15 protein-coding genes and 1 riboswitch are annotated in these 15,710 nt (G+C 35.7%); of the genes, 1 reads left to right on the top strand and 14 read right to left on the bottom strand.

Annotated elements, in window-relative coordinates:
- Positions 1–66: 66 nt before the first annotated feature.
- The 12 genes from K412_RS0113695 to K412_RS0113640 all read right to left on the bottom strand — a co-directional run bounded on the left by K412_RS0113695 (position 67) and on the right by K412_RS0113640 (position 11,718).
- Entirely contained in the window at positions 67–762 is a 696-nt protein-coding gene (locus tag K412_RS0113695) for an LrgB family protein (protein WP_024833647.1), read from the bottom strand.
- A complete protein-coding gene (locus K412_RS0113690; protein ID WP_024833646.1) occupies positions 759–1,109 on the bottom strand; it encodes a CidA/LrgA family protein in 351 nt (116 codons plus the stop codon). The genes K412_RS0113695 and K412_RS0113690 overlap by 4 nt, the downstream gene beginning before the upstream one ends.
- Complete coding sequence (gene uvrB / locus K412_RS0113685; RefSeq protein WP_024833645.1) at positions 1,109–3,082, bottom strand: excinuclease ABC subunit UvrB; 1,974 nt, start codon at positions 3,080–3,082, stop codon at positions 1,109–1,111. Before uvrB ends, K412_RS0113690 begins: the two co-directional genes overlap by 1 nt.
- A gap of 143 nt (positions 3,083–3,225) precedes the next feature.
- Positions 3,226–3,795, bottom strand: a complete 570-nt coding sequence (locus tag K412_RS0113680; protein WP_024833644.1) for a manganese efflux pump MntP — start codon at positions 3,793–3,795, stop codon at positions 3,226–3,228.
- 94 nt (positions 3,796–3,889) lie between these two features.
- Positions 3,890–4,900, bottom strand: coding sequence for a tryptophan--tRNA ligase (gene trpS / locus K412_RS0113675; protein ID WP_024833643.1), 1,011 nt, complete (start codon positions 4,898–4,900; stop codon positions 3,890–3,892).
- Positions 4,901–5,012: 112 nt separating this feature from the next.
- Positions 5,013–5,183, bottom strand: a complete 171-nt coding sequence (locus tag K412_RS22530) for a hypothetical protein (RefSeq protein ID WP_173585602.1) — start codon at positions 5,181–5,183, stop codon at positions 5,013–5,015.
- A gap of 146 nt (positions 5,184–5,329) precedes the next feature.
- A complete protein-coding gene (locus tag K412_RS0113665; protein ID WP_024833642.1) occupies positions 5,330–6,271 on the bottom strand; it encodes an ABC transporter permease in 942 nt (313 codons plus the stop codon).
- A complete protein-coding gene (locus tag K412_RS0113660) occupies positions 6,272–7,351 on the bottom strand; it encodes an ABC transporter permease (RefSeq protein ID WP_024833641.1) in 1,080 nt (359 codons plus the stop codon). It lies immediately after the preceding gene.
- The gene (locus K412_RS0113655; RefSeq protein ID WP_024833640.1) at positions 7,351–8,880 is read right to left on the bottom strand and encodes an ABC transporter ATP-binding protein; all 1,530 of its coding nucleotides are present in this window, start codon (positions 8,878–8,880) and stop codon (positions 7,351–7,353) included. Before K412_RS0113655 ends, K412_RS0113660 begins: the two co-directional genes overlap by 1 nt.
- A gap of 123 nt (positions 8,881–9,003) precedes the next feature.
- Positions 9,004–10,152: a BMP family ABC transporter substrate-binding protein gene (locus K412_RS0113650; RefSeq protein WP_024833639.1), complete on the bottom strand. Its 1,149-nt coding sequence runs from the start codon at positions 10,150–10,152 to the stop codon at positions 9,004–9,006.
- 72 nt (positions 10,153–10,224) lie between these two features.
- A complete protein-coding gene (locus tag K412_RS0113645; protein WP_024833638.1) occupies positions 10,225–10,797 on the bottom strand; it encodes a xanthine phosphoribosyltransferase in 573 nt (190 codons plus the stop codon).
- A gap of 182 nt (positions 10,798–10,979) precedes the next feature.
- Positions 10,980–11,081, bottom strand: a riboswitch (purine riboswitch).
- Between the two features lie 139 nt (positions 11,082–11,220).
- Positions 11,221–11,718, bottom strand: coding sequence for a QueT transporter family protein (locus K412_RS0113640; protein WP_034847554.1), 498 nt, complete (start codon positions 11,716–11,718; stop codon positions 11,221–11,223).
- 320 nt (positions 11,719–12,038) lie between these two features.
- On the opposite strand from K412_RS0113640, the gene K412_RS0113635 reads away from it, so the two are divergent.
- Positions 12,039–13,439 (top strand): NAD(P)/FAD-dependent oxidoreductase, encoded by a 1,401-nt coding sequence (locus K412_RS0113635; protein WP_024833636.1) that lies wholly within the window; start codon positions 12,039–12,041, stop codon positions 13,437–13,439.
- Positions 13,440–13,509: 70 nt separating this feature from the next.
- Here K412_RS0113635 and K412_RS0113630 read toward each other — a convergent pair whose 3' ends face one another.
- Positions 13,510–14,031 carry a peptidylprolyl isomerase gene (locus K412_RS0113630; RefSeq protein ID WP_024833635.1) on the bottom strand — a complete coding sequence of 174 codons (522 nt, stop codon included), beginning with the start codon at positions 14,029–14,031 and terminating at the stop codon, positions 13,510–13,512.
- 39 nt (positions 14,032–14,070) lie between these two features.
- Positions 14,071–15,411: a PIG-U family protein gene (locus K412_RS0113625; protein ID WP_242835623.1), complete on the bottom strand. Its 1,341-nt coding sequence runs from the start codon at positions 15,409–15,411 to the stop codon at positions 14,071–14,073.
- Between the last annotated feature and the right edge of the window lie 299 nt (positions 15,412–15,710).

The raw sequence follows: 15,710 nt of genomic DNA, 5'->3' as shown, positions 1-15,710 counted from the left end.
TAAAAACATTTTCTATCTTATTTTACTTTACGAAAATAATTCAAACAGTATGAAACTTGTCTTGTATTAAAAGAATCCAAATTTAAACAATATAGTTGCAACTATAACTGTTACAAGTCCGGCAAGTCCTATAGCTAACCCACTCATAGCCCCTTCTGTTTCACCTATATCAACAGCCTTTGTTGTTCCCAATGCATGAGATGAAGTTCCAATAGCTATACCTTTTGCTGTCTTATCCATTATTTTACAAGCTTTCAATACCCATTCCGCAAACACAGCACCAAATATACCGGTTATTATAATAGCAGCTACTGTTACAGAAGGTATTCCATTTATTTGGGTTGATAATTCAATTCCAAGGGGAGTGGTTATAGACTTTGGTATTAGAGATGCAATAAGTTCTTTTGAAAGTCCAAAAGCCTTTGCCATAGCCCACACACTAATAATCGCGGTAACTGATCCAACAATTACACCTCCCAGTATAGCAACATAATCTTTTTTTAAGGAATTTATATTTTTATATAAAGGAACGGCCAGTATTACTGTTGCAGGTGTCAGAAAAAGAGAGATAAAATCCCCTCCCTTTTTATAATCCTCCAAGGGAATGTGTAATGCCAGCAAAATCCCAATAACCAAATCAATTGCAATCATTAATGGATTGAACAATGCTATCTTTGTTTTTTTATTTATAAAAATACCTATTTCATAAGCCAATATTGATATAAGCAGTGCGAATAAAGGTGACCTTATAATCTCATTCATTTACCCTTCCTCCCCTTAATCAACTGTATGGTCCACCCGGTTACAATCATAACTACAAATGTTGTTATAAAACATATAACCAATATAGGAAGTATACTTTTCTTTAAAACTCCCACATAACCAAGTAAACCAACCCCTGCCGGAATAAAAAAGAATGCAAGATGGTCTATTAAAAACTTACTTATCTCATCTATTTTTTCCAATTTGATAACTCCGGTTATCAGACAAATAAAAAGCAATATCATTCCTATGATACTGCCCGGGAGCGGAACATGCACTACTTTGTTCAAGACTTCCCCAATAAAGCAAATAATTAGTACAATTAAAAACTGCCTTAGTAGCTTCATTACTTCCCCCTGAGTGATTCTATCTTATCTCTTAATTCTGCAGCACGCTCAAATTGCAAATCAGCGGCTGCCTGCTTCATTTCTTTCTGGAGTTTAGCTATAAGTTTTTCAAGTTCCTTTTCAGACATTTGAGGTTCTTTCTTTCCAGCATAATACTTATCCTCTTCTTCAGCAACCTTTGTGGCTTCAATAACATCTCTTACCGATTTCTGAATAGTAGTCGGAACAATTCCATGCTTCTTATTGTAATCCATCTGAATCTGTCGTCTTCTATTAGTCTCACTTATAGCCCTCTGCATTGAACCAGTAATGCTGTCAGCATACATTATAACCTTTCCTTCAGAATTTCTGGCAGCCCTTCCTATAGTCTGTATCAATGAAGTTTCAGACCTCAGAAACCCTTCCTTATCCGCATCCAATATGGCAACCAGCGATACCTCCGGAATATCTAGTCCTTCTCTTAACAGGTTTATACCAATGAGAACATCAAAAACTCCCAACCTTAAATCCCTAATTATCTCCATTCTCTCAAAAGTAGCAACGTCGGAATGAAGGTACTTAACCTTTATATCCAGTTCTTTCATATAGTCCGTCAAATCTTCTGCCATTTTTTTAGTAAGAGTTGTAACAAGGACTCTTTGATTCTTCTCGGCTCTCATATTAATTTCGCCAATTAAATCATCTATCTGCCCTTTTACTGGTCTTACTATAATCTCAGGATCAATCAAACCAGTAGGTCTGATAATCTGTTCTACTATCTGAGTAGAATGTTCTCTTTCATAGACCGCCGGGGTGGCACTTACGTATACCACTTGATTTACTCTCTCTTCAAATTCATGGAATTTAAGGGGTCTATTATCAAATGCTGAAGGCAATCTGAAGCCATACTCTACAAGAGATTCTTTTCTGGAACGGTCACCGTTATACATGGCCCCTACTTGTGAAACCGTAACATGAGATTCATCTATAAAAAGCAGATAATCATCCGGGAAATAATCCATCAATGTATATGGTGCACTTCCGGCTTCACGGCCGCTTATATGACGTGAATAATTCTCTATTCCCTGACAAAATCCAATTTCGGACATCATTTCAAGATCATATCTGGTTCTCTGCTCCAGTCTTTGAGCTTCAAGGAGTTTACCTTCCATCTTTAACTGCTCCAGTCTTTCCTCAAGCTCTTTTTCAATAGAAACCATTGCACGTTCCATTTTAGGCCTGGTTGTAGCATAGTGAGAAGCCGGGAAAACTGCTATATGATCTCTTTTTCCAAGTATCTCACCTGTCAAATAATCTACTTCGGTAATTCTTTCTATCTCATCACCGAAAAATTCTACTCTTAAAACCTTTTCGGAGCTGTTTGCAGGAAATATCTCCAGAACATCTCCTCTTACTCTGAATCTTCCTCTTCTGAAATCTATTTCATTTCTTTCGTACTGTATATCTACCAGCTTTCTGATTACTTCGTCTCTGTCCTTTTGCATACCTACCCTAAGGGATAACATCAAGTCTGTATAATCCTCCGGGTCACCCAGACCATAAATACAGGAAACACTAGCAACAATTATTACATCCCTTCTCTCAAACAGTGCAGCTGTGGCTGAGTGTCTTAATTTATCTATTTCTTCATTTACGGAAGAATCTTTTTCTATATACGTATCCGTAGACGGTATATACGCTTCAGGTTGATAGTAATCATAATAGCTTACAAAGTATTCAACAACATTATTGGGAAAAAACTCTTTAAATTCACTGCAAAGCTGGGCTGCAAGTGTTTTATTATGTGCTATTACCAGAGTAGGCTTTTGCACCTGCTCTATAACTTTAGCCATGGTATATGTCTTTCCTGAGCCTGTTACTCCCAAAAGTGTCTGATGTTTTTGGCCTTCAAGTATACCTTTGCTGATCTTTGCTATAGCTTCAGGTTGGTCCCCCATGGGCTTATACTGTGAAATAACCTCAAATTTATTCATAATAATAAAACCTTTCTGCGATTACCAGCCGGTAAATCAGCAAAACAGCTTTATTACCGGCAGCATTTCTCCTTCTGTACATAGTATAAAAAATATTATACCACATATCAAAGGAAAAACAAACGTACGTTTGGTAAATATATCTAACCCCCGAAGAACATATGCTGTACAAATATCTTGATACCTATTCCCACTAATATTAATCCGCCGACTATTCCTGCACGCTTTCCAAGTAAATTGCCAAACCTTTTAGCCAACAATATTGCAGCCGTACAGCACATGAAAGTTATAATGCTTATAATTGTTATTGAATATAGAATATTTACATTTAGAGCAGACAGGCTTACTCCCACTGCCAATGCATCTATGCTGGTTGCAATTGCTTGTATTATAAGCAATTTAAAGGTTAATGCAAACAACGAGCAATCCTGTTCCTCATCAGCAGTTATTGATTCATGAAGCATTTTTCCACCGATAATGACAAGCAAAATGAAAGCTATCCAATGGTCAAATCTTTCTATGACGGTTTCAAAGGAATTTGCTGCATAGTAACCAATTAAAGGCATTATTCCTTGAAATACAGCAAACGTTATTGCCATCTGCAGTATATGTTTTACTTTTATTTTTTTGATACAAAGTGAATTTGATATTGATACAGCTGACGCATCCATAGATAAACCTATTGCCAGCAAAACAAGTTCTATTAAACTCATGTAAGCCTCCATTAAACTTAATGCGGTAGAATTGTATTATAAAAAAACAGGGAATCATTTCATACACCGCAAGAAATGAATCCCATATACTATTTTAACCTCTAGGTAAAAGACCAACTTTTCTTTGAACTTTTGAAAGGGTTTTTCTTGCCATATAAGCAGCTTTTTCTGCGTTTTCCTTTAGAATTAAGTTCAGCTGCTCCTTATCAGCCGAAAATTCATTAAATTTCTGTTGGATTGGTACCAACATTTCAACCACCGATTGTCCTACTGTTTCTTTTAAATCACCGTAGGATCTTCCTTCAAATTCCTTTTCAATGTCACTGATACTCTTTCCGGTAACACTGGAGTATATGCTAATTAAATTGCTGACACCAGGCTTGTTTTTCTCGTCATAACGTACTTCACGCTCTGAATCGGTAACAGCCCTTTTAAACTTACGCATTATGGCATCTTGTGAATCAAGAATCAAAACAAATGCATTCTCATTTTCGTCTGACTTGGACATTTTCTTTTCAGGTTCCTGAAGGCTCATTATTTTTGCACCTATTTTAGGTATAAAGGCTTCTGGAATTGTAAAAGTATCTCCATATATGTTATTAAACCTATCTGCTACGTCTCTGGTAATCTCAAGATGTTGTTTCTGATCCTGTCCGATTGGAACGAGGTCTGCCTGATAAAGAAGTATATCTGCTGCCATAAGTACAGGATATGTGAACAAGCCCGCATTTATGTTATCACCATGTCGTTGTGACTTGTCCTTAAACTGGGTCATTCTGTTCAACTCACCCATATATGTGAAACAATTGAGAATCCAAGCCAATTCTGCGTGTGCACTGACATGTGACTGTAGGTACAATATGCTTTTTTTAGGGTCAAGACCACAGGCCATATAAAGTGCCAGAAGATTTAAACTTCTCTGTCTTAATTCGGCAGGTTTCTGACGAACTGTAAGTGTATGAAGATCTACTACACAATACAAACATTCATACTCATCCTGCAAAGGAATCCAATTCTTTATAGCACCCAGATAATTTCCTATGGTAAGGTTTCCTGATGGCTGAACACCACTGAAAATCCTTTTCTTTTGTTCTATCTGTTCCATCTAAAACACATCCTTACGAATTTATTATATTTTTTTCCAATATTTCATACCTAAAGATTTTATCTTAAAATATCGCCGATAACAAGGTATTTTCAATCATATTGAAAAATAATCAGTCTTTTCCTTTGGACCTTTTATATGAAAAATATATTATATAGAATCCTACCGCGGCTATAATGTAATATACCCCTGAATTTTCCCGGCCTGACATAATGCGTATGATTCCAAAAGCCAACAGCGCAATGGAGAAAAATAAACTGCCCAGCCTCAAAATCTTGTTCATGCTGGATGAACCTCCTGTTACAAATAATATTACATCAAACATATTTTAGCACAGAATTTATACTATGTAAGCATTGAAGCACTGACTTTAGACAATAAAAGCCGTAAAACTTTAATTTTTCGTAGCTTTACGGCTTTTATACTATTCTATCGTTCTTCTCTGAAGTATGGTTCCCCAAGTGCTTTTGGTGGTTGGTTCTCCTTTGATTTTTTTATAGAAATCATAATAAGAACTATTATTGTTACCAGATACGGAAGCATGTCGAAAATGCTCTGTGGAATGGGGATATAACTTTGAAGATATAAACCTAAAATACCCAATCCGCCGAAGAAATATGAACCTAGCATGGCTTTATATGGATTCCATGTTACAAATATAACAAGAGCCACTGCTATCCAGCCTCTTCCTCCAGTTACACCCTCCTGCCATGACGGTACTGTAACCATTGACATATACGCACCGGCTATACCGCTTAAAGCACCTCCCAATAGTATATGAAGATACTTATACATAGTAACGTTTATTCCCGCTGTGTCGGCAGCACCGGGATTTTCTCCTACCGTTCTCATACTCAGGCCGATTCTGGTTTTATACATGTACAATCCAATTAATACTGCTGTTACATATCCAGCATAAACAAGGACGTTCTGATGAAAAAAAGCATTTCCTATAATTGGAATGTCTCCAAGTAAAGGTATTTTAATAGGTTTAAAACTGTTTCTTATGGAATCAGATAAAGCCTGGCCAATCATCTTTTGTCCTAAAAAGCTTGAAAAGCCTGTACCAAAAATTGTAAGAGAAAGACCTGATACAATTTGGTTTGCTCTTAACGTAATTGTTAAAAACGCGAAAATTAAAGCACCTCCGGCTCCTGCAAGCATTCCTGCAAGCATTCCAATTATCGGATTACCAGTAGATAAGGCAGCCCCAAAACCGATTACAGCACCAATAAGCATCATTCCCTCAACACCAAGGTTTAACTGTCCAACCTTTTCTGTTATTATTTCTCCTAATGTTGCAAATAGTAAAGGAGTTCCTGCTGTTACGGCACCGGCTAAAACAAATGTAATCAAGTTAACTAAGCTCATTTATGCCGCCTCCTTTCCGATTTTATGCTCTGCACTTTTGTTGCGTACAAGCTTGTATTGAATGAAAAATTCACTTCCCAGAACAAAGAAAAGAATCATTCCCTGCAGTATTTGCGCAACCGATGAATGTATGTTAAAAGCAGTTTGAATATATGTTCCGCCCTGCTGCAGCACAGCGAAAAGGAAACATGCAACAACAATAATAGGAGCACTCAAGCCCGCAAGCCAGGTTGTAATAATTGCTGTAAATCCGACCCCGTTTGCAACCTGGTAACTCAGAGTATGATTTACTCCCGATACCTGAAACATACCCACCATACCGCACAAAGCACCACTTAGCAATATAGAAGACAGAATTATCTTTTTTACATTCATTCCAGCATATCGGGCAGTATTTTCACTTTCACCGATTACTTGTATTTCGTAACCTCTTTTTGTTTTATTTATAAAGATATGCATTAAAATAACCAATACAATGGCTGCAATCCATCCTATATGAATACCAAAAACCTTAGGAAGTGCTGCATTGTCAGAAAACATTGCGATTTTACCGGCTCCAAGTGCATTAGGGTCCTTCCATGGACCATATTGCAAGTACATAAGAAATTTTTGTGCAATGTAATTCATCATAAGAGTAAACAGTGTTTCATTAGTACCAAACTTTGCCTTAAAGTATGCAGGAATTAGCGCCCAAATGCCTCCTGTAATTACCGCTGAAACAAACATTAATAAAAGCAGTAAGCCGGAAGGGATGTTTGAATGATACAAAGCAAAATAACTGGCAGCGAAAGCTCCCATTATTATTTGACCTTCTGCTCCGATATTCCAGAACTTCATTCTGAAAGCTACTGATATACCAAGGGAGGTAATAATCAAGGGGATAGCTTGTATAATTGCTTCCCTGAATCTATACATAGAGCCAAATGAACCATCAAGCATTGATACATAGACATCTATGGGGTTAAATCCTATCAGCATTATAAAAATACTGGTGGCGACAAGTGCTCCAAATATTGCAATGATTCTGAATATAACCGATTGTTTTTTTGTAAGATCTGTCCTTTTAATAATTCTGAACATTACATTCCCACCCCCATTACTTTTTCCATATGTTCTCCTGCCATCATAAGACCTAGCTGCTCCTTTGTTATTTTAGACGCTTCAGCAATACCAGTAATTCTTCCATTACATATAACCATGATTCTATCGCAAAGCTCTATAAGGACATCCAAATCTTCTCCAATATAGAGTATACCAACGCCCTTTTCCTTCTGCTCGTTTAGAAGGTCATAGATTGTGTAAGATGCGTTGATATCCAATCCTCTAACCGGATATGCAGTTATGAGCAAATCGGGGTTTGACTCTATTTCACGGCCCAGAAGCACCTTTTGTATGTTACCTCCTGAAAGCTGACGTACGGGATGGTTAATACCCGGAGTACTTATTTCAAGCTTTTTTATTAGTTTTTGTGCCAAATTTCTTGCAGTCTTCTTTTCAATAAAAACGCCCTTCTGATTTTGGTATTCTTTAAGAATAAGGTTATCAACCATTCCCATGGAAGCTACCAGTCCCATACCAAGTCTATCTTCTGGGATAAAGCTCATGCTTATTCCCATTTTGATTATGTCACGAGGATTTTTTCCTACGATATTTTCACCTTTGTATTCTATAGAGCCGGAAGCAATAGGATACAAACCTGCTATAGCTTCACACAACTCTTTTTGACCGCTTCCTGCAACACCTGCAACTCCCAGTATCTCACCTGTTGAAAGTGAGAAGCTAATAGAATCAAGAGCCTTAACATTTTCTTCATCTACTACTGTAAGATTTTTTATATTCAATATTGTTTTATTATTTTTGTTTTCAACCCTATTAATTGAAAGATCAACAGCTTTACCTACCATCAGGTTTGTAAGCTCAGCGGCACTTGTATCTTCCTTGTTTACAGTACCTACTGTTTCACCTTTTCTCAAAACAGTAATTCTATCTGATATTTCCATTACTTCATTAAGCTTGTGAGTAATTATTATTACTGAACAGCCCGACTGCTTCATTTTTCTTAATATATTAAAAAGACCTTCTGTTTCCTGTGGAGTCAAAACTGCAGTAGGTTCATCAAGAATTAGTATTTCTGCACCTCTGTAAATTACTTTTAATATCTCAACAGTCTGCTTTTCACCTACTGACATATTATAAACCTTCTTATTCAGGTCAACTACCAGTCCATACTTTTCAGATATATTCTTAATTTTCTGGGAAAGCTTTTTGTTTCCTATAAAGAAACTATCCTTCTGTCCGGCTATAATATTATCTTTTGCAGATAATACCTCCACAAGTTTAAAGTGCTGGTGAATCATTCCTATACCCATAGCCATAGAGTCTTTAGGAGTCTTGAATGTAACCTGTTTTCCCTTTATGTATATACTTCCGCTATCCGGAGTGTATATACCAGAAAGCATATTCATTAATGTACTCTTACCGGAACCGTTTTCTCCCAGTAATGCATGGATTTCACCCTTCTTTACCTCAAGGCACACATTATTGTTGGCGACAACAGGCCCAAAGGTTTTTGTTAATTTGTCAATTTTTATATACACTTCGTTTTTCACAGCATCACCTTTTCATAATAATTATTTACCTGGTAAAATTTTAGCAGTAGCCGATTACCGACTAAATCGGTTCTATCAACTACTGCTAAATTGTCATTGCTTCAATGTATCAAAAACCCCTGATTAATTGTCTATTTTTCCGTTTACGCCTTCAACAAACCATTTGCAGGACTGCTGTTCTTCAACTGTCATAACTTTTCCTTCAGGAATCTTTACTGTACCTGTTTGATCCTTGATAGGACCTGCAAAAATATTTAATGAACCATCAAGAATCTTTTTCTTTGCGTCTTCAACTTTAGCCTTTATATCTGCTTCAACTAAGTCTGATATTGGTCCTATATCAACAACTCCGTCTTTCATTCCTCCAAGATAATTCTCTGCTTTCCATGTTCCGTCCAGAATCTTCTGAACCTGATCAACATAGTAAACTCCCCAGTTCCATATAGGAGCTGTCAGGTACGCCTTTGGAGCTGCCTTACTGCTGTCTGAATTGTATCCTATTGCAAATGCATTCTTTTCCTGAGCCGCTATTTGTGCAGCTGTTGAATCTTGGTGCTGAGCTATAACGTCATTTCCTTCGTTAAGAAGTGCTGTAGCTGCATCTTTTTCAACCTGAGGATCGTACCAAGTGTTTGTCCATTTTACACTTACAACTGCATCTGGGTTTACAGAACGAACACCAAGTGTAAAGAAGTCTATTCCTCTGATAACCTCTGGAATCTGCATTGCTGCGACATATCCGATTTTGTTTGTTTTTGTCTTCAATCCTGCTACAATACCTGAAAGATATCTTCCTTCTTCAATCTGACCGAAATAGTTTACGAAATTTGTAGTATTTGATTTATATCCCGAGCAGTGGAAGAACTTAACATCCGGATGTTCTTTTGCTGCTTTTTCAACAAACTCCATGTAACCATAACTTGTAGCGAATATAGCCTTACAGCCTTGGTCTATAAGGTTGTTAATTGATTTTTCAACTTCAGCTGTTTCAGGAACATTTTCAACTTTTACTGTAGTTACACCTTTGTCTTTAAGTGTCTTTTCCAGATATAAACGTCCCTGATCATGTGCATAGGTATATCCTACATCTCCTACTGAACCGATAAAGATGAAACCTACTTTTAAACCGTCACCATCTGATGCAGATGAACCTGATGCTGTAGAGGCAGATGATGAATTTTCACTGTTGTCTGTTGCACTTAATCCACAACCGGATAATACTGCCATACAAACAAATACAATTGTTAACATTAACGCTGTTAATCTTTTCATTTTGTTGTCCCCCTATTTTTTAAATAAAAATAATATATTTTAAATGTTTCAATAAATAGAAACATTAAATAACTAATCTGCAAAAATCAGTTTTCCCTTTTCCATACTGCTGATAATAGCAAGAGACTTAACATCAAAGCCTTTTTCTCTTAACAGCTTTCCACCGACCTGAAAACCTTTTTCGATAGCTATTCCTATTCCCGCAAGCTTAGCTCCAGATTGCTCTACTATATGGGCAAGTCCTAAAGCAGCTTTTCCATTCGCCAGAAAGTCATCGATTATTAAAATGTTATCTTCTGAATTTATATAGTTTTTTGAAACCCGAATTGTATAGGTTTTTCCCTTCGTAAATGAAAAAACCTCACTAAGATAAGCATCGCTGTCCAGATTTCTGGATTCTGTTTTCTTTGCAAATATTACAGGTACATTAAAATATTGTGCTGCAATACATGCAATCCCAATACCCGATGCTTCTATTGTAAGAATTTTAGTGATATTTTTATGGGCAAACAGTTTATGAAATTCCTTGCCCATCTCATTGAAAAGAGCTACATCCATTTGGTGATTCAGAAATGAATCAACTTTTAATATGTCGTCCCCGATTACTCTTCCGTCTTTTAGTATCCTTTGCTTTAAGAGTTCCATCTTATCCTCCGGTAATAAAAATGTCATTAATCGCAGTAATATCCATACCTTTACAAAATGATATCAATTCCTGCAGCCGCAAGAGAAAATACCATAAGTATTTAAACGTTACGAACTTATGCCATAAACCTAAAAAACTCCCAATCAAAGATTGGGAGTTCAAAATCTTATGACAAAGTGCGATGTCTAAGATGAACACCCGTAGCAAAGCCATTTACGGCGGCTTCGTAGAAACAGTCGGACCATATTACCGAAAATATACGGGATACTTTTCCTAATTTAATTTTATAGTTAAAAAACCAAAAAATCAATTATTTGGAAAATATCTGTATTAAAATTTTTTTATTAATCAAAACTAATAGTATTTCGACAAAATTATTTTATATTAGACAAAAGAAAAAATCAAGATAAATATGAACGTTTTTAAGAAATATCTTTAAAAAGTTCGTTTATTTTTTTTGTTCTCTCAAAAAGTAACATTAATGGGAATCCAAAGACATAGCAAGCCAATAGCTGTCCCAGACCTACAGATAACATTGTGGCAAAAAGTGGCACATCAGAAAGTACACTAAGCATACTACCAACTGCTACAGCATTTATCAGTACTGGGGGAAGTGGTGCCAACCATTTGCGTTTTGGTTTTTTATAGGTCAACTTATAGGTAAGGAAAGCAGCAAGCAAAGACGAAAGACTTCCTATAACCACGTCCCATATTCCGTTTCCACCCAGTATATTTGCCAAAACGCAACCTACAAAAAGTCCTGGTATAGCTACCGGCGTGAAATACGGAAGTACCGTAAGTGCTTCAGCAAGTCTACTTTGCAAGGGCTGAAAACTGGTAACATAAAAAATCATTGTAAGAACTAAATACACTGCTGCTATCATTGCTGCCACTGTTAATTTTCTAATATTTCTTTTCATTTTAACCTCCATTGTCGTGACGAGGTTCCTATAAAATCCTTTATACAAAACAAAATACTGCCCTGCATATATGCAGGCAGCGTCGCCATAGTTTTGTTTTTAGACAGGATGGTCACGAACTGTCTTTTTTATTTTGTGTAAAGTATATCACTTTTAAAATAGTTATTCAAATAATAAATGAAAGTTACATAATTAATTATTTTCCATTTACTATTCTATTTTTATAATATATAATGTATAATTTGGGTAGACAATCTACCAGCTACCAGATATTTTTATGTAAAATAAAGAATTAGACATTTTGTATATGGAGGGTTTACATGAACAATTCAATGTACGACGTTGCAATAATCGGTTGCGGTATCTCTGGTATCTTTGCCGGATATGAACTAACTAAACAAAATCCCCAACTCAAGGTAGTAATGATTGAACAGGGACATGATATTAATAAAAGAACCTGCCCGATTGTTGCTAATAAGACAAAGGACTGTATCCGCTGTAAAACATGTGATATAATGCGTGGTTTCGGTGGTGCTGGAGCATATTCCGATGGTAAATTCAACTTTACAACTGCTTTCGGCGGCTGGTTGAATGATTATCTACCTGATGACGAAGTTATGAAGCTTATAAATTATGTTGACAATGTTAATGTAGAATTTGGTGCTACAAAAGAAATGTTCTCCACATATACTGATGAAGCGAAGGCTATTGAAAAGAAAGCATTGGAAAATGACCTTCACCTTTTACAGGCATCAGTAAAACATCTTGGTACAGAAAACAACCTTGAAATACTTAAAAGACTATATAATTATCTAATGGAACGCCTTGAACTTATGTGCAATACACAGGTTCTGAATATTGAACCACGTAAAGACGGTGGTTATGCAGTAGAGTTGCATGAAGGGCAAACCATTAACTGCAAGTATCTTATTGTAGCTCCCGGTAGATCAGGCGCTGAGTGGTTTTCACAGCAATGTAAGAAGTTAAAACTTGACCTTATTAATAATCAGGTTGATATAGGAGTAAGAGTTGAGCTGCCTGCCAAGGTATTTGAACACATTACGGATGTTGTATACGAATCCAAGCTTGTTTACAGAACAAAGCAATACGGTGACCTTGTGCGTACATTCTGTATGAATCCATACGGACATGTTGTATCAGAGAACGTTGACGGAATTGTAACAGTTAACGGACACAGCTATACTGATCCAAAGCTAAGAAGTGAAAACACAAACTTTGCACTTCTGGTTAGCAACAGGTTTACATCACCCTTTAATGAGCCTTACCAATACGGTAAGAGAATTGCCTCTCTTTCAAATATGCTTGGCGGAGGAGTACTGGTACAAAGATTTGGAGATTTAATCAAGGGTGCAAGAACTAACCCTCACAGACTGGGTCAGAGCTTCACTCACCCCACATTAAATGCAACACCTGGAGATTTAAGCCTTGTATTAACCAAGAGACATCTGGACAATATCATTGAAATGATTTATGCTCTTGATAAGATTGCTCCGGGTACAGCAAATTATGATACACTACTTTATGGTGTAGAGGTTAAATTCTACAGTTCAAGACTTCAGCTTACTAATGAACTTGAAACCAAGCTTCCAAATATGTTTGCCATAGGTGATGGTGCCGGAGTAACAAGAGGACTTTCACAAGCCAGTGCCAGCGGTGTTCTTGCAGCAAGAACAATTATAAATAGAATCAGTAACTCTTAATATAAAAGCAAAAAGCACTTTGAATCAGTCAGTAAAGACTTGATACAAAGTGCTTTCTTTTTTGAATAATTTATACCTTTTCAGGTTCTGGGTACTCTACACCAAAAGTTTCAACAGTAACCTTCTTCATTACCTGTGGTTCTTTTGGCTTGTCATTGTAGTCAGTCTTTACACTAACTATTCTATCAGCTTCTTCAATTCCCTCTATTACCTTACCAAATGCAGCATATTGGCCGTCAAGGTGAGGAGCTTTTTCAACCATTATAAAGAACTGTGATCCAGCAGAATCAGGTGCCATTGTTCTTGCCATAGAAAGAACTCCTTTTTCATGCTTTAAGTCATTTTTAAATCCATTTGATGAGAATTCCCCCTTAATGCTATAATCAGGGCCTCCCATTCCTGTTCCTTCTGGGTCTCCTCCCTGTATCATAAAGCCAGGTATTACTCTGTGAAATATTACTCCATTATAAAAACCTTTATTTATAAGGGAAATAAAGTTATTAACAGTATTGGGAGCTATTTCAGGATACAGTTCAGCCTTCATAATATTCCCGTTTTCCATTTCAAATGTAACAATAGGATTTTTGCTCATATTCAGTATTCCTTCCAAAATATATATTTTTTGCTATACTTATTTTATAGTTTTATCCACCGTTGTCAAGTATATTCTATTGTGCCATAATTCCAAACTTCTTTTTATAAGAATTGACAGATACCGAACTCCTGATGATGCCAGTATGAATATAAAAATCATTTGAAAGTCTCGGTACCTGGACTGAATTTCTATAATGGTATATACTCCGAAATTGGCAAGGGTAATTAATAAAATTGGAATAAACCCTTTTGCATACTCTCTTTTTTTGATTCCTATCCAAACTCCTATTAAAGCCATAAATAATATAAAACAATAAAATACCTTTTCCAGTTTTAAAATTCTTATTTTAAAGTTCTCATATACAATATGTTTTCCCAAAAGTGTTATTCTGCTTTGATTTATGTACTTAAAACCCCAATCGATTGTATCATCCATTTTAACCCACATTTTTTTATGCTTACTAATCATTAAGTCCTTTATTTTACCTCGGTCTGCCAACCTTTCTTTTATAATTCTTAATGCCACTTGATTTCTGACTTTACTATCTTTTATTCCAACCAGTTTTATAGCATCCTTATTGGAATAATATCCTGAAGTCTCATTGTTTAATCCCACCACTATTTTATATAATGGAAAGTTGTTATCCAATCCGTTCTGATTTACTCCAGAAATCTGTGTTACCATGGACATACCTTTTCCTAAAAGTATATAAACAGTAACAAAGCCTATAATGCTTACAGTTGTTTTTACCTTAATTTTTTTATCGGCATTATGGTGTAATAATTCTATTATCGCCCAAATAACAAATCCGGCGACTACTACAATTCCCTGTGGACGTAATGCATTTCCAACAGCAATCATTATAGCTGCCAATACAGTATTTCCTACTGTGCTGATTTTTCTGAAAACATACAAGTAAATTCCCAATAATATGAAAAAATTAGAAATATGTTGGTTTGTTAAAACAGAACATAAGAAAAAGGTTGCAGGATAAAAAAGGTAAATTACTGAAATGAATCTGGCATACTTATCACCAACAAGCTTGTCCGAAATCAAATAAATAAGAACATTAACTCCAGCTAGAAACAAACAGTTGTAAATTTTAAGACCTATGACATTACATCCAAGTTTAAGGAGAAACCCATAATATAAAACAATTCCCGTTTGATATGACCACAGACTGAAATATTTTGTATTTGAAAATGAAAAATCACCTTGTGCAAATTTTATTGCTGCATTATAAATTAATTTAAAATCCGATTTTGGAATTGCATTATAACGAACCGCAACAAAGCCTTTAAGGCAGAAAGCCATAATAAACAATAATATTACGAATATTCTTTTGCTTACTTTTAATCTGTTTATAACCAAAAACACACTTATACAAAAAAGCTCCCGAGGAAAAACATATACTGAAGCTTTATTTTGTACTAAATAAACAAGGTTCCAAACTGATGTGATTAATAGATACACCAAACAATATAATATTGCTGTTTTTTCTGTGATTTTATGTAACATATATAGTAACCTTTCAGCTATGATAGAATTGTAATTAATTACCTTTTTTACCATTATTGCATCAGTTTACTATATATGTCAATTATGTAACGTATTCTTAAATAAAACTCCATATCATTGTAATAAAAAAAGTACCTAACAATTTGTCAGATACTTTA

Source organism: Ruminiclostridium josui JCM 17888, from assembly GCF_000526495.1.
In the GTDB taxonomy this organism is placed as follows: Bacteria; Bacillota; Clostridia; order Acetivibrionales; family DSM-1351; genus Ruminiclostridium; species Ruminiclostridium josui.
This window is presented reverse-complemented; position numbering and strand designations above follow the sequence as displayed.